Annotated in this window: 24 protein-coding genes; 9 read left to right on the top strand and 15 right to left on the bottom strand. The window is 55.7% G+C overall.

Features of this window, described 5'->3' with window-relative positions:
* Window positions 1-323: 323 nt before the first annotated feature.
* The 6 genes from IXC47_RS11690 to IXC47_RS11665 all read right to left on the bottom strand — a co-directional run bounded on the left by IXC47_RS11690 (window position 324) and on the right by IXC47_RS11665 (window position 5,793).
* On the bottom strand, window positions 324-1,733 hold the full coding sequence (locus IXC47_RS11690; RefSeq protein ID WP_195875728.1) for a MipA/OmpV family protein: 1,410 nt from the start codon (window positions 1,731-1,733) through the stop codon (window positions 324-326).
* Window positions 1,734-1,800: 67 nt separating this feature from the next.
* Entirely contained in the window at window positions 1,801-3,000 is a 1,200-nt protein-coding gene (locus tag IXC47_RS11685) for a multidrug effflux MFS transporter (RefSeq protein WP_175624707.1), read from the bottom strand.
* 241 nt (window positions 3,001-3,241) lie between these two features.
* Window positions 3,242-4,546, bottom strand: coding sequence for a sensor histidine kinase (locus tag IXC47_RS11680; protein WP_195875727.1), 1,305 nt, complete (start codon window positions 4,544-4,546; stop codon window positions 3,242-3,244).
* On the bottom strand, window positions 4,543-5,283 hold the full coding sequence (locus IXC47_RS11675) for a response regulator (RefSeq protein ID WP_195875726.1): 741 nt from the start codon (window positions 5,281-5,283) through the stop codon (window positions 4,543-4,545). The genes IXC47_RS11680 and IXC47_RS11675 overlap by 4 nt, the downstream gene beginning before the upstream one ends.
* Complete coding sequence (locus IXC47_RS11670) at window positions 5,273-5,425, bottom strand: hypothetical protein (RefSeq protein WP_195875725.1); 153 nt, start codon at window positions 5,423-5,425, stop codon at window positions 5,273-5,275. Before IXC47_RS11670 ends, IXC47_RS11675 begins: the two co-directional genes overlap by 11 nt.
* Entirely contained in the window at window positions 5,422-5,793 is a 372-nt protein-coding gene (locus IXC47_RS11665; protein WP_195875724.1) for a GFA family protein, read from the bottom strand. Before IXC47_RS11665 ends, IXC47_RS11670 begins: the two co-directional genes overlap by 4 nt.
* A gap of 175 nt (window positions 5,794-5,968) precedes the next feature.
* Between IXC47_RS11665 and IXC47_RS11660 the strand changes: the two genes are divergently transcribed.
* The 5 genes from IXC47_RS11660 to IXC47_RS11640 all read left to right on the top strand — a co-directional run bounded on the left by IXC47_RS11660 (window position 5,969) and on the right by IXC47_RS11640 (window position 9,775).
* Complete coding sequence (locus IXC47_RS11660) at window positions 5,969-6,676, top strand: cytochrome c biogenesis CcdA family protein (protein ID WP_195875723.1); 708 nt, start codon at window positions 5,969-5,971, stop codon at window positions 6,674-6,676.
* A gap of 2 nt (window positions 6,677-6,678) precedes the next feature.
* The gene (locus IXC47_RS11655; RefSeq protein ID WP_195875722.1) at window positions 6,679-7,197 is read left to right on the top strand and encodes a thioredoxin family protein; all 519 of its coding nucleotides are present in this window, start codon (window positions 6,679-6,681) and stop codon (window positions 7,195-7,197) included.
* A 38-nt stretch (window positions 7,198-7,235) separates the two neighbouring features.
* Window positions 7,236-8,054: an alpha/beta fold hydrolase gene (locus IXC47_RS11650; protein WP_175624701.1), complete on the top strand. Its 819-nt coding sequence runs from the start codon at window positions 7,236-7,238 to the stop codon at window positions 8,052-8,054.
* Between the two features lie 207 nt (window positions 8,055-8,261).
* Complete coding sequence (locus tag IXC47_RS11645; protein WP_195875721.1) at window positions 8,262-9,287, top strand: alpha/beta fold hydrolase; 1,026 nt, start codon at window positions 8,262-8,264, stop codon at window positions 9,285-9,287.
* A gap of 68 nt (window positions 9,288-9,355) precedes the next feature.
* Window positions 9,356-9,775, top strand: coding sequence for an organic hydroperoxide resistance protein (locus tag IXC47_RS11640; protein ID WP_195875720.1), 420 nt, complete (start codon window positions 9,356-9,358; stop codon window positions 9,773-9,775).
* A gap of 67 nt (window positions 9,776-9,842) precedes the next feature.
* On the opposite strand, the gene IXC47_RS11635 is transcribed toward IXC47_RS11640, so the two are convergent.
* From IXC47_RS11635 to IXC47_RS11625, 3 genes are all read right to left on the bottom strand, one after another.
* Complete coding sequence (locus tag IXC47_RS11635; RefSeq protein ID WP_124574274.1) at window positions 9,843-10,274, bottom strand: carboxymuconolactone decarboxylase family protein; 432 nt, start codon at window positions 10,272-10,274, stop codon at window positions 9,843-9,845.
* A gap of 193 nt (window positions 10,275-10,467) precedes the next feature.
* Window positions 10,468-10,962 carry a single-stranded DNA-binding protein gene (ssb, locus tag IXC47_RS11630; RefSeq protein WP_175624698.1) on the bottom strand — a complete coding sequence of 165 codons (495 nt, stop codon included), beginning with the start codon at window positions 10,960-10,962 and terminating at the stop codon, window positions 10,468-10,470.
* A 14-nt stretch (window positions 10,963-10,976) separates the two neighbouring features.
* Window positions 10,977-12,170 (bottom strand): MFS transporter, encoded by a 1,194-nt coding sequence (locus tag IXC47_RS11625; RefSeq protein ID WP_195875719.1) that lies wholly within the window; start codon window positions 12,168-12,170, stop codon window positions 10,977-10,979.
* 173 nt (window positions 12,171-12,343) lie between these two features.
* On the opposite strand from IXC47_RS11625, the gene uvrA reads away from it, so the two are divergent.
* Complete coding sequence (gene uvrA, locus IXC47_RS11620; RefSeq protein ID WP_195875718.1) at window positions 12,344-15,208, top strand: excinuclease ABC subunit UvrA; 2,865 nt, start codon at window positions 12,344-12,346, stop codon at window positions 15,206-15,208.
* 60 nt (window positions 15,209-15,268) lie between these two features.
* Here uvrA and IXC47_RS11615 read toward each other — a convergent pair whose 3' ends face one another.
* The 6 genes from IXC47_RS11615 to IXC47_RS11590 form a co-directional block, all read right to left on the bottom strand.
* Entirely contained in the window at window positions 15,269-16,189 is a 921-nt protein-coding gene (locus tag IXC47_RS11615) for an AEC family transporter (RefSeq protein WP_175624695.1), read from the bottom strand.
* Between the two features lie 86 nt (window positions 16,190-16,275).
* Window positions 16,276-17,166 carry an alpha/beta hydrolase gene (locus IXC47_RS11610; RefSeq protein WP_195875717.1) on the bottom strand — a complete coding sequence of 297 codons (891 nt, stop codon included), beginning with the start codon at window positions 17,164-17,166 and terminating at the stop codon, window positions 16,276-16,278.
* A 64-nt stretch (window positions 17,167-17,230) separates the two neighbouring features.
* Window positions 17,231-18,760, bottom strand: coding sequence for an ArnT family glycosyltransferase (locus tag IXC47_RS11605; RefSeq protein WP_195875716.1), 1,530 nt, complete (start codon window positions 18,758-18,760; stop codon window positions 17,231-17,233).
* A 16-nt stretch (window positions 18,761-18,776) separates the two neighbouring features.
* Window positions 18,777-19,154 carry a DMT family transporter gene (locus IXC47_RS11600; RefSeq protein ID WP_230089518.1) on the bottom strand — a complete coding sequence of 126 codons (378 nt, stop codon included), beginning with the start codon at window positions 19,152-19,154 and terminating at the stop codon, window positions 18,777-18,779.
* Window positions 19,151-20,662, bottom strand: coding sequence for a UbiA family prenyltransferase (locus IXC47_RS11595; RefSeq protein WP_230089517.1), 1,512 nt, complete (start codon window positions 20,660-20,662; stop codon window positions 19,151-19,153). The genes IXC47_RS11600 and IXC47_RS11595 overlap by 4 nt, the downstream gene beginning before the upstream one ends.
* Window positions 20,663-20,816: 154 nt before the next feature.
* Entirely contained in the window at window positions 20,817-22,805 is a 1,989-nt protein-coding gene (locus tag IXC47_RS11590) for a monovalent cation:proton antiporter family protein (RefSeq protein ID WP_195875714.1), read from the bottom strand.
* 121 nt (window positions 22,806-22,926) lie between these two features.
* Between IXC47_RS11590 and IXC47_RS11585 the strand changes: the two genes are divergently transcribed.
* The 3 genes from IXC47_RS11585 to lptC are packed head-to-tail and all read left to right on the top strand — an operon-like array spanning window position 22,927 to window position 25,087.
* Entirely contained in the window at window positions 22,927-23,955 is a 1,029-nt protein-coding gene (locus tag IXC47_RS11585) for a KpsF/GutQ family sugar-phosphate isomerase (RefSeq protein WP_195875713.1), read from the top strand.
* The gene (locus IXC47_RS11580) at window positions 23,955-24,494 is read left to right on the top strand and encodes a KdsC family phosphatase (RefSeq protein ID WP_195875712.1); all 540 of its coding nucleotides are present in this window, start codon (window positions 23,955-23,957) and stop codon (window positions 24,492-24,494) included. Before IXC47_RS11585 ends, IXC47_RS11580 begins: the two co-directional genes overlap by 1 nt.
* Window positions 24,491-25,087 carry an LPS export ABC transporter periplasmic protein LptC gene (gene lptC, locus IXC47_RS11575; RefSeq protein ID WP_195875711.1) on the top strand — a complete coding sequence of 199 codons (597 nt, stop codon included), beginning with the start codon at window positions 24,491-24,493 and terminating at the stop codon, window positions 25,085-25,087. The genes IXC47_RS11580 and lptC overlap by 4 nt, the downstream gene beginning before the upstream one ends.
* Window position 25,088: the final 1 nt, after the last annotated feature.

Genomic DNA, 25,088 nt, shown 5'->3' with positions numbered 1-25,088 from the left:
TGACATGAAAATTCAATTGTTACGTGTTACTTGTTACGTAACGTCCGAAACAAAATGTTCTGTTTTTCCGGCTTTTAACGCCAAAAATGCGGTGTGTGCCGCCAGGTTGCCGCAGTCATCCAACTTGTTGGCGGAGCCAAGCAACGAAGCATGGCAATACGCGCCCAAAGCACAAAATGTGTGGCGAGTAATCTGCAGCAGATGCAGGGAACTATGGCGGGGTGCGAGCGTATCGAACTACGCGAGGAGCATGACGAAGAGCAGAATCCTGAAGCTGCTTATGCAGCCTCAGGAGATGATGCGGAAGAGTGTGAGACGCCTGCCTAGATCTTCATTTCCAGGTAGGTATAGATATAGTTCGAACCACCGTTCACATCACCCAGCAATCTGGACGAGCCAAAAATTCCTGAACGGTGTGACACGCCGAGGCCAATGTAAGTCTCTTTCAATCCCGGCGAACCGATGATGTCGCCGAGACTGACGTCGATAGTCGGGTCGAGATAATTCAGCAAGCGCGAGGTCGGCCGGTCACGTGCCGCCTGGCTGCTGACTTCGGTGTACGGCACACGATTGGCGAAAGAAACACCCAGCCCCCAACCCAGTCGGGTCTTGACCTTGTGATTCCATGGCAAGCCGTAGTAATAAGCCTTCATGAACAAATCAGCCTGGATACCGTTGGCCTGCAGGTTGCGATCGTTGTGATACACCAGACCCGCATAACCAACGAAGTCGAGCGGCCAGCCATTCAGCTTTTCTATGAAAGGTTTACCTATATGTACGCCAGTGATGCTGGTCGGGTTCACCTTATCGAGGTCTGCACATTTAAAGGTCAGGATGCGCGCCAGATGACAGCCGTCATCCGCAGCTCGGCCATACAGCACGCGCACATAGGTTGGTGTCCGCTCATCCGACCATAGCTTTTTATAGCTGCCGAAATCGTAGGCAGCACCGACAAAGATTGAGGGTTGCAGGCCGCGACGTACGATAGGACTGTCCTGTATCGAGCCATCGAAGGAAGTCACCGACGCGCCCGCCAGCAAGCGCCAGCGATCCGTCAAGTCATACGTGCCGTACAGATTCAGCGAGACATTCGTGCCCGAGCCCGGCGCATACGCAGGACGCCCGGCAACGGCTTCATTCGCACGTACGCCATAGTAGTAATTATTGAGTTTGGAATCGCGCAGGGAGACGTTCAGGCTGGGGCGCAAAGACAAACGGCCAGAGCGCCACTCATACGCATACTCCAGTGCCAGCTCGGTACCGTTCGAGGTATTGCTCACATCATGCAGGATGGACGCATACAAGGTCCCCCACGGCTGCTCATAGCGGTAGGTGAAACCCAGATCAACACCCGTGTTACGTACTTCCATGCCATTCAGCGATGCAACCTTGCCGGCTTCCGGAAAACCTTCCAGCCGTCGTTTGAAGTAGACATCAAAACGCTGTTCGGTACTCGGCGTGAACTTGATGCCTATACGATTGGCTTGCATCGATACATGCTCGCCCTCATACAGATACAGCGGCAATAAATCCTGCCGTGTACCGCCGCCGACATATGGCGAGCTTTCGAAACGCGTTACGAAACCGAGGCCAGCACCGCCTGGCTCTGTAATCAAATCGCTGAACGGACTGGCTGCAGTCTGCGCCTGTACGCTCCAGGCCGCAGAGAGGCCAAGCACGGAGAGCGCCACATTGCGCAGGGTTTTATTACGGTGCAAGGAAAATAAATGCATCGCTATTTCTCACTTCAAAAATTATTACCTATCCCAGGCGACATACATATACATGTCGCCGCCTTATTTATCCTTGTACGCCGCGCATTCTTGCCGAACGCAAGGTCAGCCACGATATGAACCAGGCCAGCAATGCACATACCGCGATGCCTGCCACCATAGGTCGCGCCGTACCGTCAACAAAGAGTCCGGTGACCGCCATCACTGCTGCCCCGGTCACGAACTGCAAAGTTCCCATCAAGGCAGAAGCCGTACCGGCGATGGTTCCGTGCTCTTCCAGTGCCAGCACGGTCGTGGTCGGTATTACCAGACCGAGGAAACCAAAACCGATAAATAACATGACCAGCATCACGTCCAGACGTTCAATGCCCATCAGATTAACTGCCAACAGGCCTGCCATCACTAATGCGTACGCAGCCACCGCCACCTTCACCACCGGCACCAGGCCGAAACGCGCGCTCAGGCGACCGGTAAATTGGGAGACACCGATGAAGGATGCTGCATTTGCCGCGAAAGCGATACTGTATTGGCGCGGCGTCAGTCCATAGTGATCGATCAGGATGAATGAAGAGTTCGCAAGGTAAGCAAAGAAACTGGAAATACCAAACGCACCTATAAATACCAGGCCATGGAAGTGCGGATCCCGCAACAAGAACAGATAACCATTCAGCGCGCTACGTACGCTGCTATCCACGCGTTGTTCACGCGGGCGTGTTTCCGGCTGGCTGGTCGCCATTAATATCAACGCCAGTACTGCTGCTACCGTCACCGCCCAGAACACACTGCGCCAGCCCCATATCTCTATCAGCAAGCTACCGGACAGCGGCGCAAGTATCGGCGACACGCTAAACACCAGCATTAACAGTGACATCAGCCGCGCTGCATCATTGCCGGTATGCAGGTCACGCACCACCGCACGCGGGATCACCATCCCGGCACTGGCACCCAGGCCTTGCAGGAAGCGCAGCACGATCAGGGTTTCGATATCCGGTGCCATCGCACAACCAACGCTGCATACGGCAAACAGCGCGAGGCCAAAGTACAAAGGCGGCTTGCGTCCCACCATATCCGAGATCGGGCCATAAATAATCTGCCCTATCCCGAGCGAGATAAAGAACGCCATCAGGCTGGCCTGCACGGCGCTCATAGACACGCCCAGGGTCTGGCCTATAGACGGCAAGGCCGGTAAATACATATCGATGGCGAAGGGACCGATGGCAGACAACAAGCCCAGCACCAACGCATTTTTCAGAAAAGGCGTATTCATTGGTTAATCTATTCAGGAAACGAGGTATTGCAAACCCTGGAGCAGAGCCAGGATGATTGGGCGTACAGCGAGTGGAGAGTCGAGGGAAATATTTGCTCTGCCGCAACAAGCGTGTCGCAATGAAAAACGGAACCCGCAGGGTCCCGTAGCAATCTGCGTAAATCTAGCAGAGATGATATATCAAGCGCACGGCAATTTCTACGCTTCTACGCAAAACACAGGGCACACCAAACAGACGGTATTACAACACCAGGCGCGCCTCTAGGCCGCCATCGGCGCGATTGTGCAGACTCAGACTGGCATTCATCGCTTGCGCCAGTTGTCGCGCGATCGCCAGGCCAAGGCCGGTACCGCCCGTATCACGATTGCGTGAAGCTTCGACCCGATAGAAAGGCTGGAACACTGCTTCCAGTTCAGATTCCGGTATGCCCGGCCCGTTATCCAGCACCTGGATGGTGATGCGTCCGTCATTGCCCTCACTCACATGCACATCGACCTGCGTCGAAAATTTCAGCGCATTGTCGATCAGGTTAATCAATACGCGCCGCAAGGCGTTGGGACGGGTGACGATGCTATGCCCAACCTTGCCATGCAATTCCAGTTTTTGTCCGGCATCGGTGTAGTCGAAACCCAGACTCTCCAGCAATGCATCAGGATCAACCGCAATTGGCGGCTCGCTCGTACCGTGCAAGGTGCGTGCATAGGCAACACCTTCCTTGACCAGCACTTCCATTTCCTTCAAATCATGATTCAGCTTCTCGCGTTGCTCGCTGTCGTCCAGCATGTCTGCCCGCATGCGCATGCGCGTGATCGGTGTCTGCAAGTCATGCGAAATCGCTGCCAGGATCTGCATGCGCTCCGCCATATAGTGGCTGATGCGCCCTTGCATCGCATTGAAAGCTTTGGCTGCACGCGCCACTTCCAGCGGCCCGTCCTCGGGCAAGGTAGATGCGCGTAAATCAGGCCCCAGCGTATCCGCCGCATTGGCCAGTTGTACCAGCGGCCGCGTCGCGAGACGCACCCCCAGCCATGTAACACCTGCCAACAAAACCAATTGCAGCAGCAACACTACCGGCAACCAGCCCGAGATAGGCAAACCGGCAGGCCGCATATCGATGGTCAAAGGCATGCCATCGCTCAATTCAAGTTGCGCCTGTACCCTATCCTTCTGCCCCGGTACGACATGCGCAGTCACTCGGTAATGGCTACCGATCGCATCCAGGAAGGAGGCGGCGATCATGCTGGACAACTTGGTATCCGGCGCCCGCCCGGCCATGCCCGGTTCCAGTGAAAAGCTATAGGTCCGACGTTCCAGCCGTGGCAACCACGCAGCGCGCTCTGCCGCCGGCAAGCGATCCAGCAAAGCCACTGAACTGGCGACATCCTGCTGAAGGTAACCCAGCATCAAACCGGTCGTCGCTTCGGTACGCTCGCGCATAATCAGCCAGAACGACAGTGCATGTGCGACGACCAGGCCGACGAACAGAATCAGCGTCAGCCGCATAAACAAGGTACGCGGCCACCAGTTCTTGTCGCTTGTGCTCATCGTGCTCCCTCGTGATTCTCCACGGCAGCAGAGAAGACATAACCTTCGCTGCGCAGCGTCTTGATATAGCGCGGCTCACGCGCGTCATCCTGCAAGCGCTGGCGCAAACGACTGATCAGCAAATCGATGGAACGGTCAAATGGATCGGCGTCCCGCCCTTGTGTCAGGTTCAGCAACTGATCACGTGTCAACACGCGTTGCGGATGATCGAGGAATACACGCAGCAAGCGATACTCGGCACCACTCAGGGCAACCATGGTGCCATCCTTGTCCAGCAAATGGCGTGCGGTGGTATCCAGCTTCCAGTCACCAAAGACCAGGAACTGTGTCGGCTCACTCACCTGCAGATTGGTCGGCAGCATACGCGCACGACGCAATACCGACCGTATGCGCGCGAACAATTCACGCACCGCAAACGGCTTGCTCAGGTAATCATCCGCGCCCATTTCCAGGCCGATGATGCGATCGGTTTCTTCATTGCGGGCGGTCAGCATCAGTACCGGCACCGTACGCCATTTACCGGCACGCAATTCACGGCACAGCGTCAGGCCGTCTTCGCCCGGCAACATCAGATCCAGCACGATCAGGTCGACAGAGCCCTGCTCCAGCACAGCGCGCATCTGCCGGCCATTCGCCGCCAGCGAGGTACGCATGCCATTTTTTTCCAGGTAAGTGGCGAGCAGCTCACGGATTTCGCGATCGTCGTCGACGATCAAAATGTGGTCATTATTTTCCATTGCTGCATCTTATCTTAAGGCGCTTATTACGTGGCTGACTGGATACCATCAGCGAACAATTCATCGGCTTGACGACTTCCACGCTCAGCCCGCCAAAAAGGAAAGCCATGATGGCAAAGTAACGCTTTGCATAGCCCATCATGCATCCTCCACTACCGACAGGCTGGCACCATCGGCCAGCGTATGCTCCAGCGCATAGCTATCCACGCCATCCAGACAACCAAGGTTGACGCGCCAGGCGTCCTTATCCTTGCGCGTCTGGTGGAACGGATACACACCGCACACCTTGCAAAAGAAATGACGCGCAACGCGGCTATTGAATTGATACAGCGACAGCGCAGTTTCTCCCTCAACAATACGCAGATCACTCGTATGGAAGGCAGGTGACATCAGCGCACCGCGACGGCGACACAGGCTGCAATTGCAACGTGTAGCAGGTGTGAGTTCTGTACGAACTTCGAATTTAACAGTTCCGCAGTGGCAGGAACCTGTGTAGTGCTGGGCAGACATTTGATTTTCTCCTGAGTGGCAATGCCTGCTTTATATCTGACTTCCACCGACCTTTTGTATCTCAATGTATCTGCCACAGTAGGCGATACAAAACATTGCACTCGGGCCAGTTTCATACACATGCCAGATACGCTCGGGCGTTCAAATACCGTCATACCAACAACAGGACGGTTCCATGAACAATCTGCTCGAAGCACCCTTTGCCCTGCTCGCCGGCGTACTCACCATCGCCTCCCCGTGCGTGCTGCCGATATTGCCCATCATCCTGGGCACTTCGATTAAACGCGCCAGCAAACTGCGTCCGCTCTTCATCGTGGCTGGCTTTGTCCTCACCTTCGCGGCACTCGGCATGTTGCTGGCCAGCGTCTCGCAAACCGTGGCCGTTGCACATGAAACCCTGCGCCTGGCCGGCATCGTGATGTTGCTGCTGGCCGGCCTGGCGATGTTGTGGCGTGCGCCGTATGACTGGTTGATTTCACACGTCAACGAACCACTGCAGCGGATAGGCGCCAGCAGCGGCAATGCCGGCTCCGGCAACCTGGGCGGCTTTGTACTCGGCATGTCGCTGGGCGCGATCTGGACGCCATGCGCCGGTCCGGTGCTGGCCTCCATCCTGGTCCTGGTCACACAGGCACAAAACCTGGGCTGGTCGGCTTCGTTGCTGGTGCTGTACGCAATCGGCGCAGGCATCCCGATGCTGGTGATCGCATACGGCGGCCAGTTCATGACGACCCGGGTACGCGCAGTAGCAAAGTACGCCGAGCGCCTGCAGAAAATTTTTGGCGTGCTGATCATCCTCACCGCCATCGCCATTTATCTCCAATACGACGTAGTGATCTACGCGTGGCTAGCTGAACTTTTCCCCAACCTGAAAGGATTTTAAAAATGAAATCGATACTGAAAACCATCTTGATCGCCAGCACGTTGTATGTCGCCAGCGCCCATGCCGCACCATACGGTGCGCCAACCCAGGCACCGGAATTCACCGGTATAGAGAAATGGCTGAATTCCGAACCACTGAGCATGCAAAAGCTGCGCGGCAAAGTCGTGCTGGTCGATTTCTGGACCTACACCTGCATTAACTGCATACGTACGCTGCCTTACGTCAAGAACTGGTACGACAAGTACAAGGACCAGGGCCTCACCGTGGTCGGTGTGCATACGCCGGAATATCCGTTTGAGCGCTCGACTGAGAATGTCAGCAAAGCGATCCAGCGCTTCGACATCAAGTATCCGGTCGCGCAAGACAACCGCTACGCAACATGGACGGCCTACAACAACCAGTACTGGCCTGCGGTCTACCTGATCAACAAGAAAGGACAGATCGTCTACAGCCACTTCGGTGAAGGCAAGTACCAGGAAACCGAAGCCAAAATCCGCGCACTCCTGGCCGAACCGAACTAAAACAGCGACGCACTCACCCACACTGAAAGGAAAACAATATGAACAAGATTTATCAACACGTACTAAAAAGCACCTTCGTCATGACGCTGGGCGTAGCCGCTGTCTCACTGCCTGCCTTTTCATATGCGCAGGATGCGGCCAAGCCGACCATCGTACTGGTACACGGTGCTTTTGCTGACGCGTCCAGCTGGGATGGCGTCACCAGTCGCTTGCTCGCCGATGGCTACAAAGTAGTGGGCGCAGCCAATCCCTTGCGTGGCGTAAAAAATGACGCGAACTACGTTTCCGGCATCGTTAAAAATATCCCGGGGCCAGTACTGCTGGTCGGTCACTCCTATGGCGGCTCGGTGATTTCTGAAGCAGCAAATGGCAATGACAATGTCAAAGGCCTGGTCTACGTCGCGGCCTTCGCACCAGAAGCTGGCGAAACAGCGATCGGCTTATCCTCAAAATTCCCCGGCAGCACATTAGGCTCGGCGCTGGCGCAGCCGGTACCTCTCGCGGATGGTGGCAAGGATCTGTACATAGACCAGGCCAAGTTCCGCCAGCAATTCGCGGCCGACGTCCCTGCCGCCAAAGCCAGACTGATGGCTGCGGCACAACGCCCGGTAACGGAAGCGGCGATTACCGAAGCCTCGGGTGAACCGGCATGGAAAACGTTGCCGTCCTGGTTTGTGTATGGCAAGGCAGACAAAAACATCCCTGCAGCAGCACTGGCCTATATGGCCCAGCGCGCACACTCGCAAAAGACGATAGCGATCCCTGGTGCTTCCCATGTCGTGATGACGTCCCATCCGGCTGAAGTATCCAGACTGATCGAAACCGCTGCACAGCAATCCGTCCGCGTCGCGCAATAAGTCTGCTTGCCGGGCAAACGTACTTTGCCCGGCACCTCTTCGTATCCATCTGTATCCACTTTTTTGCAGATACACAGAGATACAAAAGCCCGGTTTCGAGACACATGTCAGATACACACGCGGCTTAATGTTTAGTCATACCAAGCGCGGCATCAAGCGATCAGCACTTGGCGCCACGTTCCACTCAACTTGCAAAGGACTTACACCATGCCGGACATCAATCTCAAACGTCGTCGACTGTTAGGTGGCACTTTACTGGGCGTCGCCGCAGCCAATCTGACACTGCCCGGCCTGAGCTACGCCAATCCGTTGTCGGCATCCGGCAAGGCCAGCATGGCACCACTCAAGCACGTGGACGCAGGCGTACTGAACATCGCGTACTACGAAACAGGCCCGGCACAAGGTCCAGTGGTATTCCTGCTGCATGGCTACCCATATGACATCCACAGCTACATAGACGTCGCAGAGATACTTGCAAAGCAAGGGTGCCGTGTGATCGTGCCGCATTTGCGCGGCCACGGCAGCACCCGCTTCCTCGACGCCGCAACCCAGCGCACCGGGCAACAGTCGGCAGTGGCAGTGGACATCATTGCCTTGATGGACGCATTGAAGATAGATCGCGCCGTCATGGCGGGCTACGACTGGGGCGCACGCACTGCCTGCATCATTGCCGCGCTGTGGCCAGAACGTTGCATAGGCCTGCTCTCGGTGAATGGCTACCTGATACAAAACATCGCACGCAATGCCCTGCCTCTACCGGCGCAGGCTGAAGTCGGCTGGTGGTACCAGTACTACTTCGCGACCGAGCGCGGTGTCGCAGGTTTGACCGCCAACCGCAAGGACATCGCCCGCATCATCTGGAAAACCAATTCGCCGACCTGGCACTTCGATGATGCCACCTTCGATCGTGCCGCTGCGTCGTTCGACAATCCGGACTACGTCGCCATCGTGATCCACAACTACCGCTGGCGGCTGTCGCTGGCAGCAGGCGATCCACAATACGACGAGCTGGAAAAACGTCTCGCCACACAACCTGTGATTGCGGTGCCGACCATCACCATGGATGGCGACTCGGATGGCGTAGTACCAGCAACCGACGGCAAGGCTTATGCCAGCAAGTTCAGCGGCCCGCGCACGCATCGCATCATCAAGGGTGCAGGTCACAACTTGCCACAGGAAGCACCACAGGAATTTTCAGCAGCAGTGATGACACTGCTCAGCAACGCAGGTTAATCGACGTAACTGAAATACGCGACTGAATTTACAGCAGCAAACTACTCACTTTAAACAGGAGAACTACCATGACCGGCATCACCAAAGTACTGTACACAGGCAAAACCCACACTTCTTCCGGCGGCCGCGACGGCGCAGCGCATAGCGATGACGGCCGTCTCGACATCAAACTCTCGTCGCCCGGCTCCGCTGGCACCGGCACCAATCCGGAGCAACTGTTTGCTGCAGGCTGGTCCGCCTGCTTTATCGGCGCCATGGGTCTGGCGGCAGGCAAGATGAAAATCAAACTGCCTGCCGATCTGGCAGTCGATGCCGAAGTCGATCTGTGCAACGCGGACGGTGCTTACTTCCTGCAAGCCAGACTCAACGTCAGCGTACCGGGACTGGAACCTGAAGTCGTGCAAACGCTGGTCGAAGCGGCACATCAAACCTGCCCTTATTCCAAAGCGACGCGCGGCAATATCGATGTCGTCATCAATCTGGTCTAAGTCATCAGCGCTGATCTGAATTAAAAAAGCCCGGACGGCTAATGTCCGGGCTTTTTGTTTGGTGCAATTACTGGCGCATACCTATTGCCAGGCGATTGAAAGCGCTCATCAAGGCAATCGCAAAGCTCAGATCGGCTATCTCAACATCACTGAAGTGTTCCTTGAGCGGTTCGAAGTCCTCATCCGGCGCATGGGTTTTGTCGACGTGCGTCAGCGCTTCGGTCCACGCCAGTGCAGCGCACTCGCGCGCAGTGAAATGTTCGCTGACGCGCCATCCGGCCAGGCTATCGATCTTGGCATCCGGCACACCGCTGGCACGCAAGGCCTTCGCATGCATTTCCAGGCAAAAAGCACAGCCGTTGATTTGCGACATGCGCAACCAGGCCAGCTCTATCAATTGCTTGCCTATGCTGCTTTTTTCCACCGCCTTTTTGGTCGCGGCAAAGCCTTGATAGGCTTCAGGGGAAAGGGTCCAGTATGACAAACGCAGGGCACTCATGACTAATCTCCAGTAAGTAAGAAGGATAACAATGCGCTCACTTGCGTGACGCTTCTGTCCGTACTTTAGGAGAAGAATGACCTATGGCATAGGTGCAAGATTTGAAGAAATGTATAGGACATTAGCAGCGCAAAAATAAAGGCCTAAAACCAGAGGTTTTAGGCCTTTCAGATGCGTCTCGCAAAACTACTTTTTAGAACGGGATGTCGTCATCCATGTCATTGAAGTTCGACGCTGCCGCTGGACGCGCTGCCGGACGTGCGTTGCCGCCACCACCCGAGCTTGGGCGTGGCGCTGGTGCGCTGCTGCCATAGTCGTCATCCATACCAGCGCTGCTGCCACCGCCTGCACCTGGACGACCGCCCAGCATTTGCATGGTGTCTGCAATGATTTCGGTGGTGTAACGCTCTACGCCATCCTTGTCTGTCCATTTGCGTGTTTGCAAACGACCTTCGATATATACCGACGAACCTTTTTTCAGGTATTGACCAGCGATTTCAGCCAGCTTGCGATAGAAGGTGATGCGGTGCCATTCGGTGATTTCTTTTTTGTCACCGCTGTTTTTGTCTTTCCAGCTTTCTGTGGTTGCGACGGCAACATTGGTCACGGCTTCGCCATTTGGCATGTAACGTGTTTCAGGATCGCGTCCCAGGTTGCCGACGATGATGACTTTATTAACTGATGCCATTGCTATTTCTCCGATTAAACGACTGCAGCCTGAACTTGGCTACGACGCGGTAAGTTTTTCATATTGGCGGCAATTATAAGCCACACGACACACAAAGCAGAACCCAGAACAAAGACAGATGCACCACCGACATGCTGCGTTAGCCATCCGCCCAGCGCACCACCACAGAACAGACCCAATGCCTGCAAGGTGTTATACACGCCCAGCGCCGCACCCTTGCTACCCGGTGGCGCGATACGCGACACCAGTGACGGCTGGCTGGCTTCGAGTATGTTGAAAGCAACAAAGAATGCCAGCAACAAAGCTATCAGCCAGACCGCATGCAACTGTGTTTGCGACAAGGCCAGCCACATCCCGACCTGGACCAGTAATAATAAAGCAATGGCAGCGACAAATACCTGTTTCGACTTGCCACGTTTTTCACCAATGAAGATAGGCGGCAACATGAGTACAAAAGAAGCAATGACCACTGGCAAGTAAATCTTCCAGTGCTCGGCCAGCGGCAATTGCACAAAGCGGATCAAGGCTGACGGTACCACGACAAACATCGCCATTTGCGTCAAATGCAATGCAAATACGCCGAAATTCAGACGCATCAGCTCACCGTGCGCCAATATCTCTCTTATCGACACCTGCGCTGGCGGCAGGCTAGGCGCGGCAGGCACCACATATATAACGACCAGGATTGCCAATACCGACAAAATCCCGGTCAGCGCAAAAATACCGCCCATCCCGACCCATTTATATAGCAACGGGGACAACACCAGGGAGGCCGCGAAAGTCAGCCCTATCGAAGCCCCCACCATCGCCATTGCCTTGGTGCGATGCTCTTCCCTGGTCGAATCGGCAATAAATGCGGTGACTGCAGCGGAGATCGCGCCGGCGCCCTGCACTGCGCGCCCTATGATCACCCAGATAATATTGTCGGCGGCGGCAGCGATAAACGAACCCAGCGCAAATAAGATCAGTCCGATCACGATAATGCGCTTGCGGCCATATTTGTCTGAAGCAATACCAAACGGGATTTGGCCGAAAGATTGCGTCAAACCATATATCCCCATTGCCAAACCGACCAGAGTAGCACTTTCGCCGCCCGGCAAGGTTTTTGCATGAACTGCAAACACCGGCAGAATCAGGAACAGGCCCAGCATACGCAGTGCAAAAATCGACGCAAGCGACGTGCTGGCGCGGATTTCGGTGCGGGTCATGCCTGTATCGGGCTGGTTTGAAGATGCTAGGGACATGTATTACTGGAAATAGGGAAGAACAGGTTTTACGGGCAGCTTTAAAACCCGCTATAGTAGCAGGTTGACCCGTTTTAACCCGCTCGCGAACCTCAAAAAGGCGCGCGAACATCGGAAAAGCCTAGCTGAAAGAGTGAATGGACGAGATTCGTATCCGAGGTGCGCGTACGCACAACCTCAAGAACATCAATCTGGATTTACCGCGCAATAAGCTGATCGTGATCACCGGCCTGTCCGGCTCCGGCAAGTCGTCGCTCGCCTTCGATACGCTGTATGCGGAAGGCCAGCGCCGTTACGTCGAATCACTGTCGGCCTACGCGCGCCAGTTTTTGCAATTGATGGAAAAGCCGGACGTCGACCTGATCGAAGGTTTGTCGCCTGCGATCTCGATCGAGCAAAAAGCGACCTCGCACAATCCGCGCTCCACCGTCGGCACCGTCACCGAGATCCACGATTACCTGCGCCTGCTGTATGCCCGCGTCGGCACGCCATACTGCCCCGACCACCCGGAAAATCCGCTGGCCGCGCAATCGGTGTCGCAAATGGTCGATGCCGTACTGGCGATGCCGGAAGATACCAAGCTGATGATCATGGCGCCAGTCGTCGCCAATCGCAAAGGCGAACACGCAGACCTGTTTGAACAAATGCAGGCGCAAGGCTTCGTGCGCTTCCGCGTACAGAGCGGCACCAACAATGCGCACATCTATGATGTCGACGCTTTGCCCAAACTGAAGAAAGCGGAAAAGCACACCATCGATGTCGTAATCGACCGTATCAAGGTCAAGGCCGACATCAAGCAGCGCCTGGCTGAAAGCTTTGAAACAGCACTGCGCCTGGCCGAAGGTCGCGCACTGGTGCTGGAAATGGATACCGGTATCGAACACCTGTATTCGAATAAATTCGCCTGCCCGGTCTGCGGCTACTCGTTGCAGGAACTGGAGCCACGCCTGTTCTCGTTCAACAATCCTATGGGTGCGTGCCCGGAATGCGACGGCCTCGGTCATATCGAATTCTTTGATCCGAAACGTATCGTCGCCTTCCCTAACCTTTCACTCGCCAGCGGCGCAGTAAAGGGCTGGGACCGTCGCAACCAGTTTTACTTCCAGATGCTGTCCAACCTGGCGGAGTTCTACGACTTCGACATCGACGTGCCATTCGAGAAGCTGCCGGAAGCCGCGCAGCAAGCGGTGCTGTTCGGCTCGGGCAAACAAAACATCCCATTCACCTATGTGAATGAAAAGGGCCGTACCGTCATCCGTGAACACACGTTTGAAGGCGTAGTGAACAACCTGCAACGTCGTTATCGCGAAACCGATTCGATGGCGGTGAAGGAAGAACTGGCCAAGTTCATCAATGAAAAACAATGCCCTAGCTGCGAAGGCGCACGTCTGCGCGTCGAGGCACGCAACGTCATGGTTGGCAGTGGCAAGCAAAAGCGCGCCATCTTTGAAGTAGCTGCGACCCCGTTGCGCCAGACGCTGGAATTCTTTGAAAGCCTGGTGCTGACTGGTGCGAAGAAAGAAATCGCCGATCGCATCATCAAGGAAATCGTCTCGCGCCTGCAATTCCTCAACAACGTCGGTCTCGACTACCTGTCGCTGGAACGCAGCGCGGATACCTTGTCCGGTGGCGAAGCACAGCGCATACGACTGGCGTCGCAAATCGGCTCCGGCCTGACCGGCGTCATGTATGTACTGGATGAACCATCGATCGGCCTGCATCAGCGCGACAACGATAGACTGATCGAAACCCTCAAACACTTGCGCGACATCGGCAATAGTGTGCTGGTGGTCGAGCATGATGAAGATGCGATCCGCTGCGCCGACTATGTGGTCGACATGGGCATAGGTGCAGGCGTACACGGCGGCGAAGTGATCGCCGAAGGTACGCTGAAGGAAATCCTGAAGAACAAGAAGTCGCTGACCGCGCAATATCTGAACGGCACGCTCGGGATTGCCGTACCGAAGAAACGCACGCCACCGAATCCGAAGAAGCAATTCGTGATTACAGGTGCCACCGGCAACAACCTGAAAAACGTCACGCTGGAATTGCCGGTCGGCTTGCTGACTTGCGTCACCGGAGTGTCCGGCTCGGGCAAGTCGACACTGGTCAACGACACGCTGTACCACGCGGCATCACGCCACTTGTATGGCTCGCAGGCAGAACCGGCTCCGCATGATTCGATCAGCGGCTTTGAGCATTTCGACAAAGTCATCTCGGTCGACCAGGCACCGATCGGCCGCACGCCGCGCTCCAATCCGGCAACCTACACCGGCTTGTTCACACCGATACGCGATTTGTTTGCCACGGTGCCGACCTCGAAAGAACGCGGCTACTCGGCCGGACGCTTCTCGTTCAACGTCAAAGGCGGACGCTGCGAAGCCTGCCAGGGCGACGGCGTCATCAAGGTTGAAATGCACTTCCTGCCGGACGTCTACGTTCCTTGTGACGTCTGCCACGGCAATCGCTACAACCGCGAAACGCTGGAGATCCAGTACAAAGGCAAGAACATCACTGAAGTGCTGGGCATGACAGTGGAAGAAGCCTATGACTTCTTTAAAGCGGTGCCAGTCATTGCACGCAAACTGCAAACCTTGCTGGATGTCGGCCTCGGCTACATCCGCCTGGGACAAAGCGCGACCACTCTCTCCGGCGGTGAAGCGCAACGCGTCAAACTGTCATTGGAATTGTCGAAACGTGATACCGGTCGCACGCTGTACATCCTGGATGAGCCGACCACAGGTCTGCACTTCCACGATATCGATTTGCTGCTGAAGGTAATCCACCGCTTGCGTGACCAGGGCAATACTGTCGTCATCATCGAACACAATCTGGATGTGATCAAAACCGCCGACTGGCTGATCGACATGGGTCCGGAAGGTGGCGCTGGCGGCGGCCAGGTCATCGGTACGGGTACACCGGAAGACCTCGCCAAGAATCCGGCCAGCTTCACCGGCAAGTATCTGGTGCCGCTGCTCAAGCAAAAGAAATCAGCCGCCTAAGCAAGCAGCTGCAAACAAAAAGGGCGAACCACGGTTCGCCCTTTTTTACGTCTCACCAGTTTAGTTGGGTAAGCCCATCCACAAGCCTATAGGTACAAATACCAGCGCCGCCACATTACCTAGCAGGACGATGGAAGCCACCTTGTCCGGCTCCTGTTTGTACTGCTCAGCCACCATGAAGCAAAACACTGCCGGCGGCAAGGAAGCGAACAGGAACATCTGGCCACGTTGTTCAGGATTAAGGCTGAAGACATGATCCAGCAACCACGCAATGATCAGACCCGCTATCGGACACACTGCGGCACCAACCAGGCCGATATGCCAGCTCTTGAGGCTGACATCCATCATGCGCACACCCAATGCAAACAACATCAAAGGAATACAGGCATCACCCAGCATCTTCATCGCCATGAACAGCGGTGCTGGCAAAGGTACGTGCACAATCGCGAAAGCCATCCCGATAATCATCGAAATCATCATCGGATTGGCGAGGAATTTCCACGGTGAGACGTGCACACCGTCATGGCCCTTGCGGCCACTTTCTATGATCTTGATACCGACGGAAAAATAGACCAGGTTGCAAGCCATGAACAAGGCAACCGCTGAACCGAGTGCCGACGCACCAAAGGCCAGCATCGCCAGCGGCAAACCCATATTGCCGCAGTTGTTGTACATCATAGGCGGCACGAAGCTGCGCACATCGTAACCAAACATACGCGCCACCGGCCATGCCAGCAAACCCGAGCCCAGTGAAATCAACGCACCCGCCAGGATCAGCGTGCCATTGTGCGCGAGGTCGAAATCCTTGGCCGCGAGTGCAGTAAACACCAGTAACGGACACAGCACGTCCATGCTGACCCGGTTAACTGCTGTCATATCAGAACGCACGGACTCACCGCGTAGCCGGGCATAGCCATAGCCGAGTGCGATGATGATAAAGACCGGCAGGATAATGCCGAGTATGCGTTCAAATATTTCCATTTTTACCAACCGTCTTGAGCGACATGAAAAATGCCGGAATGGATGACGCCCATTCCGGCAAGATAATGCCTAGCTTACTGCAAATTCTATTTTTGCTGACTTGCATAATTTTCACGTGCAGCGTCAGACTTCACGAAACGCTCCACATTATCCAGTACCGGCGCCAAACCGCGCAGCGGCCATGACATGGTCGCGATCAGGCTGGCATGGCTGGTACGATCAAAATACAGCTCCGTCACCTCCACCCCGGAACTGCGCAGTTGCTTCGCCAGGCCAGCGGTATTGCGTAGCGGATTCACGATTTTATCGTCATGCGAGGCAATCAGCAGGGCGGGCGGTGCGGCCCGCGTAACATGATTGATAGGCTGCGATTCCGGCGGCGTATCGGGAAAGAAGAAAACCGGCTTCACATCCGGATTCTCGATCGGGATAAAGTCGTACGGCCCGGCCAATCCTATCCAGCCGCGCAATATCGCCGGCGTCAGTCCCTGCTTGCCCAGCCAGCGCGGGTCCAGTGCCACCATCGCCGCGTTATAGGCACCGGCACTATGCCCCATCACGAACAGGCGCTTGGGATCACCGCCAAAGCGCTGGATATCCTTCACTGTCCAGGCCAGTGCCAGCGCTGCATCATCAACGAAATCGGGATAACGTACTTGCGGATACAGACGGTAATCCGCCACCACCGCGATGATGCCGCGTGCAGCCAGGGCTTCACCGACAAACGCATAATCGGCGCGATTACCGCTATTCCAGCTGCCACCATAGAAAAACACGACAACTGCAGCCGAGCCCTGCAGGTCACGCGGCACATAGACATCGAGTCGTTGCCGCGCATCCGTACCAAAAGCAATATCAGCCGTCTTGACATAGCTGCGCGAGCTGGTCAGCGCATTAATCACCGTCAGCGGTGCACATCCGATCAAGCCACCCAGTAATGCGGTGGCGGTCAGCAGAGCGAGGGTCTTTTTCTTCATAGTCGCCAGCCTTTCCTTGTATCCAATGAAAACTGCTTCAGCAACTACGGGCACCGCTCAGACTTTAATGTGGCCGCGGTATATCGTAACGTTCCAGGAAGCCGCAACCATACACCGGCAGGAATGACGGAATCCGGTAATACATATCGGCCACAGTCTTCAGGATACGTTCACGATAAACATCGTATTTGAAATCTGTACCGTCTGCATACCAGAAGGTCATACCATCGACCTGCATGGTATGCACAGTGACTGTCGCGAAGTAAGGTTCCAGCTCAGCCGGATTAATCGCGCGGCGATCAAAGATACGTATGGTCTTGCCTGCGTATGTTTTGAAATCGACCAGCAAATCATCCTGACGCGCATGGAATTTACCCTGTCCGAAGGTCGGCAAATATTCATCTGCGTGGTAAGACAACAAGGCTGCAGGCGTATAAGCACGCGCCATGATGGCTGCACCTTGTGGCAAATCCTTGCGTAAATTGGCGACTATGGTCTTCGCTTCCTTGTGGAAAACGATGTCGTCATGCAATGCGTAATCTTTCCACATCGTGCTCGGCAACAGGATGAGTGCCGCCAGGAACAGGAAATGCGGCACCGCGAACCAGGCAGTCCATTTGGTGTACTTACGCAAATCTTCAGCACTGCTGCTGGTTCCGATGAACAAGAACAGGAAAGGCATAAAGCCCAGCACCCAGTGCAAACCGATGGTCTTTTCCATCGACAGCAAGAGGAACAAGGCAAACGGCACCAGGAACAGGACGACGATAGCGCCACGCTGCGCCATCATATTGGCGGAACGCAGCAGCTTGATGAAGACCCATGGTGTGATCAGGTAAATCATCATCAACACATATTCACCAACCGTGTACAGCGACAATGATGTGTTCTCATTACGGTTGATCATATTGAACATCACATTCGACCAGCAATGATTTGCATTGAAAGCGATGGTGATGGCGAACAGCGGTGCCGAGCACAAAGCGATGACGATCAGGTTCAGCCAGCCACGACGTGAGCGGCACAGGTAAACGAAATAAGCGATGGCGAGCAAACCGGCAAAGTATTTCGACAGCAGTGCGCAGCCGAGGAAGATACCAGCACCGACGTACCACAGAATCTTCTCCGACATAGTGCCGCGTATGAAGCAGTAGCCCGACAGGAAGATAAAGAAAATCAGTGGCGTATCGGTCGTCACCAGATTCAGCAACAGCGAAAACGGCAGTACCAGGAACAAGGTTCCCAGCCAGTAGGCAACCCCTTCCTGGAACGGTGAAATACGGCGCAACAAGTCAACCAGGCCAAGCGCGATCATGCTCCACAGCAGCACGGTAAAGAAACGCAGCGACAACGGATGACTGGAGAAACTATTCAGGATAAACAACAACCAGCCGACCATAGGCGGATGATCGGAGTAACCCCAATCCGGGAATACACCCCATTGGTAAAAGAAGGCTTCGTCGCCGGTCATAGGGAAATACGCTGCCAGCCACAACTTGATCAGCAGCGTAATACCAAACGTCCACTTGAAAACCTGTCGCGCGCGTACCGGGTCTGCGCCAGCGTACAGCGAACGCGTCGAATTCAAATTCATTACTCTTCCTTAATTCTTAACTCTTTACCGACAGGATAACGACACCTGTAATGATCAAGGCCACACCCAGCACCTTATAAATACTGACGGACTCACCCAGGATGAAAATCCCGGCCATGGTGGTCAGCACCACGCCCAGCGAGATCAATGGATAAGCCATGCTGACTTCCAGCTTGCCCAGCACCAGCAACCACAAACCGGCACTTGCACCGAAACAAAACATGCCGCCCCAGATCAGGGGGCTGCTCAATGCCAGCCAAAAGACGGAACGCATATCGGCAGCCATCGCTTGCTGGATCGCAGGAGCAGACATGCCCATCTTCAACAAAACCTGCGCCAGCGCCGTCAGGCAGACACAAAAAAAAGCCAGGCCCAAAGCCGCTACCTGACTCATGCTGCCCCCGGCCAGGAAGCGGCTACCGCAATGCCACCAATTACTATCGCCACCACCCAGCTGGTGCGATCCGTGATCGCAAACAGGAGTGGGTCGTCATGAATTTCCATGCGAGAAATCTTCAGCCACAAACGCATGATCCAGAATAGTACAACCGGCAGTATCAACCACAGCCACTCTGCATGCGGATACATCTCGCCGCCCACCTGGCTGTCTATATACAGCGCCAGCAACATCACCGCGACAAAACCACTGGCAATGCCCATCGAAATCAAATACGACAAATCGCTGGTGCGATAACCGCGCCCGGCCAATGCGACGTTACCGTCACCACTCATGAATTCGAGTTCGGCGCAGCGTTTGACCAGCGCCAGACTCAGGAACATGAAAAGCGATACCGCCAGCAACCAGTTGGAAATCAATACGTCGCTAACCACGCCGCCCGCCAGAATCCGGTGTGTATATAAAGAAGCCAATACCAGCACATCGACGATCGCAACTTGTTTCAGACGCGCCGAATACAGCAAGGTCACCACGATATACAACAGCATCAGGCCGAGGTAGACCGGTGAAATCACTGCAGCCAGCCACAGCGATAGCGGTAGCAATACCGCTATCAGTGCAATCCCAAACGGGATGGTCAATGTCGCCGCAGCAAAAGGACGCGCCCGCTTGCGCGGATGCGCCCGATCCGACGCGAGGTCAAACAGATCGTTCACGACATACGTAGCTGAAGCACACATGCCGAAGGCAACAAAAGCCAGCAAGGTCGACAACCAGGGTGCTGCGGTCAACTCATGCGCCGCCAGCAAAGGGACAAACAACAAAGCGTTCTTGGCCCACTGGTGCAGGCGCAAGGCCTTGAGCACCAGACGCAACCTGAACGGGCGCGGCGGAATGATGAGCGTCGGCGTTTTCAGCTGTTGCGCTTGCTTCACGATGGAAGGTGCCGCATTGACGACGATCACTTCAGCGGCACGCGACCACACGGCAATATCGGCCGAACTGTTACCGGCATAAGCAAAGCCAGCAGCACCGGCGTCATTTTCTATCGCTGCCAGTTTCGCTGCCGACTTCAGATTGGTGGCGACATCGCTGCCCATGACGGCAGAAAAGATACCCAGGTGATCGGCGACCATCTGCACCAGATGACGATCGGATGCACTCGCCAGAATCAGGCGACGGCCAGCCACATGCTGCTGGCGCAGATAAGCCAGGAGTTCCTCGTTGTACGGCAGCAGTGCGACATCCAGCCGTATGCGTCGGGCGATTTGTGCTTTCAGGTAGCCACGCCCCTGCATCAGCCACAGCACACACAGGAAGAGATATAAAGGATTACGCTTGATCAACAGCAGGACCGACTCAAACAAGAGATCGGTATAAGTCAGCGTCCCGTCGAGGTCGACATACAAAGGCGATAACGTGGCAGAAGCAACAGCGGCAGAACCGCCCGCGCTCGCGGGCAATTCATGGGACGCATCAGTGTAACTGCCGGGGGAAATGCTCAAATCACCACCTGGAGACAAGAAAAGTACTTAATTTTGAGGGAAACCGGTCGCAAGAGGCTACAGACCTGCCCGCAGCAGCCTTACAGGCTTTACTCCTTGCGGGTTGGCAATTTTCCGTCTTCGTATGGATACCGTCAACCACAAACGCCATGCATCAGGATTTCAGAAGACGGGTTTCGGCACGTGCAAGTTCCTCAGGGCCACCGCGCAAGACGATAGTATCGCCCGCCATCAGCGTCATCTCTGGCGTTACCGTCAGGCGCTCCTTGCCACGCCTCACTACTGTGACTTCCACGCCCAGCTCCTCAAGCCCTGCCTCCGCCAGCGTTTTGCCCACAGCTTTGCAGCTTTCACCCAAGGGCACCGAATGCAAACGCACCTGCACACTATCAGAAGCATCCGATACGTCGCTGCTGCCATGGAAGAAGCCACGCAAGGTCGCATAGCGCTCGCTGCGCGCTGCCTGCACCCTATGCACAACGCGGCGCAAAGGCACGCCCAGCGTCAGCATCGCATGCGAAGCCAGCATCAGGCTGCCCTCCATCGCTTCCGGCACCACTTCCGTCGCCCCGGCCGCGCGTAATTTATCGAGGTCGCTATCGTCATGGCTGCGCACAATGACCGGCAAATTCGGCGCCAGATCATGCATATGATGCAAAACCTTCAAAGCCGATGGCGTACTCGCATACGTAATCACCAGCGCCGCCGCCCGATTGATACCGACCGCGACCAGACTTTCGCGTCGCCCGGCATCACCGTAGGACACCAACGCCCCCGCCGCCTGCGCCTCGTTCACCCGATCCGGATCCAGATCCAGCGCCTGATAAGTAATGCCTTCGGCTTCCAGCAACTTGGCCAGGCTTTGGCCGCTGCGCCCGAAGCCCGCGATAATCACGTGTTGCTGAGTCGCCATCGTACGCGTAGCGATTTGCGTCAAGGCCAGCGATTGCACCATCCATTCATTGGCGGACAATTTCAGCACGATGGCATCGGCATTCGCGATGATGAGCGGCGCGGCCAGCATGGACAGCACCATGGACGCCAGTATCAGTTGCAGGATCAGGGGCTCCACCAGGTTCAGGCCACCGACCTGATTCAGCAAGACAAAACCAAACTCGCCGGCCTGCGCCAGCGCCAGACCGGTACGCAAGGCCACGCCTACCGGCGCACCGAAAAATCTTGCCAGAAGCGCAATCAAACCAAACTTCAGCAACACCACGCCGCTTAGCAGCAGCAAGACCAGCCACCAGTGCTCAATCACCAGGCGCACATTCAGCAACATGCCTATGGTGATAAAGAACAAGCCCAGCAGCACATCACGGAAGGATTTAATGTCTTCTTCCACCTGATGCTTGTATTCAGTCTCGGAAATCAGCATACCGGCGACAAAGGCGCCCAAAGCCAGCGACAAACCCGCCATTTCGGTAATCCAGGCCGCACCCAGCGTAATCAGCAAGAGATTCAGCATGAACAATTCCTGCGAACGCCGTTTGACGACGATGCGGAACCAGCTACGGATGAGCTTATGGCCAATAAACAACAAGAGGAACAGGACGATGACCGCTTTCAGCATCGCCCACAACAGCGTAGTGCCGAGGTCGCCGCGTGGATTAGCCAGTGCCGGGATCAGGATCAGCAAAGGCACGACCGCCAGATCCTGGAACAGCAAAATGCCGATAATGCGGCGTCCATGCTGGCTTTCCAGCTCGACCCGCTCTGTCAACAGCTTGGAAACTATCGCGGTAGACGACATCGCCAGCGCGCCACCTATCGCCAGCGCTGCCTGCCAGCTGATCGCACTCAGCCGTGTTGACAGGTGTGCGACCAGCCAGCCAAACACCATGGTCGCGCCCATGGTCAGCATCACCTGCGCCATACCGAGGCCGAATACGGTACGCCGCATGGCAAGCAATCTGGAAAGGGAAAACTCCAGCCCTATCGAAAACATCAGGAAGACCACGCCAAACTCGCCCAGCGCATGCGTGGTGGCGTTGTCCTCAGCCCAACCCAGGGTATGCGGCCCTATTAATATGCCAACCACCAGGTAACCCAGCATAGGCGGCAAATGCATCATGCGGAAGGCGACCACGCCCAATACCGCAGCCGCTAGCAGGAGGAGCGTGAGTTCTAATGGGGAAAGCATAGTGGGGCCGCGACTGAAGTAAGGTGCTGGTTTGGTAACTGATAGGAACAGAACTATCAAACCACATTTTTGTTACGTCTGGCAGGTTTTTTGCTTTAGGAATTCGTTTATACTTTCGAGCATGAGTGTATCCCATGCCCCCAACCCACCGGCAACTTTTGATGCCCAAAGCACTGCGCGCGCCTTGCAATTTGCTTGCGACACCCTGCAAATCGAAGCCGACGCCATCCTCGCACTGAAAGAACGCATCACCCACGAGACCAGCGGACAGTTCATCCAGGCAGTCACACTACTGCTGAACTGCAAAGGCCGGGTAGTGGTTTCCGGCATCGGCAAATCCGGCCATATCGCACGCAAGATCGCGTCGACGCTGGCCTCGACCGGCACACCCGCCTTTTTCGTGCACGCGGCCGAAGCCTCGCATGGCGACCTCGGCATGATCACGGCTGACGATGTCCTGATCGCCATTTCGTATTCGGGTGAAGCCGGCGAGTTGCTGGGCATCATCCCCACCATCAAGCGCATGGGCGCACGCCTGATCACCATCACCGGCAACGATGCGTCCAACCTGGCGGTACAGGCTGACGTTCATCTGAACGTCCATATCGACAAGGAGGCCTGTCCGCTTAACCTGGCCCCGACCGCCAGCACCACCGCTACCCTCGCCCTCGGCGATGCGCTTGCGGTCGCGCTGCTGGACGCACGTGGCTTTGGTGAAGAAGATTTTGCACGCTCGCATCCGGGCGGCGCCTTGGGTCGTCGCTTGTTGACACATGTACGCGACGTCATGCGTACCGGCGATGCGATACCGACTGTAGCGAAAGACGCAACACTATATGCGGCACTACTGGAAAGCAGCAAAAAAGGCATGGCCATGACAGCTGTGGTCGATGCCAACGGTCATGCCATCGGCGTCTTTACCGATGGCGACTTGCGTCGCCTGATCGAAACCCAACAGGATTTCTCCAAATTGTCGATCGCCGAAGTCATGCATGCGCATCCACGCAGCGTGCACCCGGATCAACTGGCAGTCGATGCGGTCGACATGATGGAAACCTTCCGCATCAACCAATTGCTGGTTACTGATAGCAACGGCAAGCTGGTCGGCGCATTGCACATCCACGACCTGACCCGCGCGAAAGTAATCTGATGAGCGCAGCCAACGATACCGTCGCCATCGAGCGCGCATCCCGTGTGCGACTGATGATTTTTGACGTCGACGGCGTGCTGACCGACGGCAGCCTGCACTTCGGCCCGGAAGGCGAAGTCAGCAAAACCTTCAATGTACTCGACGGCCACGGCATCAAGTTATTGCAGCAATCCGGCGTCTCGACGGCCATCATCAGCGCGCGTCAGTCACCTATCGTATTACGTCGCGCCACCGACCTCGGCATACACCATGTATTCCAGGGCATACATGACAAGCGCAGCGCGTTTGAACAACTGCTGGCACAAACCAATACCACCGCCGATACCTGTGGCTTTGTCGGCGATGACGTCATCGATTTACCAATTTTATTGCGCGTCGGCTTCGCCGCCAGCGTACCGAATGCCCACCCGGAAGTACGTACGCGTGTGCACTACGTCACCCAAGCCAGCGGCGGCCGTGGTGCGGCGCGTGAGTTATGTGATTTCATCTTGCGCGCGCAAGGCAACTATGAGGCGGCGCTCGCGCCGTATCTCGCATGAAAGCCCTGCGCCCTGCCAATACGATCCGCATCGTTTTGCTGATCGCCTTCAGCGCAGCGCTGGCACTGGGCAGCTTCTGGCTGGTCGAAGTCATGCGCCGCCAGACCGATGAAACCTTGCCGACCAAGCAGCGCAGCGATCCGGACTTCTATGCAGAAAAATTCAATTTCGTACGCATGGGCAAGGATGGCGTTCCACGCTACAACCTGACCGGTACCGAGATGAAGCACTACCCGCTGGATAATTCCTATCAAATCCAGAAGCCGGTGATGTACAGCTTCAGCAAGGGCCGTGAACCTATGGTGAGTCGCTCCGAACGCGCACTGGTTGAAAACAACAATACCGAAGTGCATATGTATGACAACGTCGTGATAGACCGACCACCTGCAGCGGGCTCACAGCACTTCCAACTCAAGACTTCATACCTGCTGATATTGCCGGATGATGAGATCATGAAAACGCCGAAACACGTCGACATCAAGGTAGGCCTGTCGACACTGAACGGCAGCGGTATGTTCGCCAACAATGCAACCGGCGAATTCAATTTATCCAGCAACGTCCATGCGGTGTACCAGGCAGCACATCCGCGCTAAG

It is taken from the genome of Herminiimonas contaminans (assembly GCF_015645465.1).
GTDB classification, from domain to species: domain Bacteria; phylum Pseudomonadota; class Gammaproteobacteria; order Burkholderiales; family Burkholderiaceae_D; genus Oxalicibacterium; species Oxalicibacterium contaminans.
Note: the sequence above shows the minus strand (reverse complement) of the source record. Positions and strands in the feature narration are given on the sequence as shown.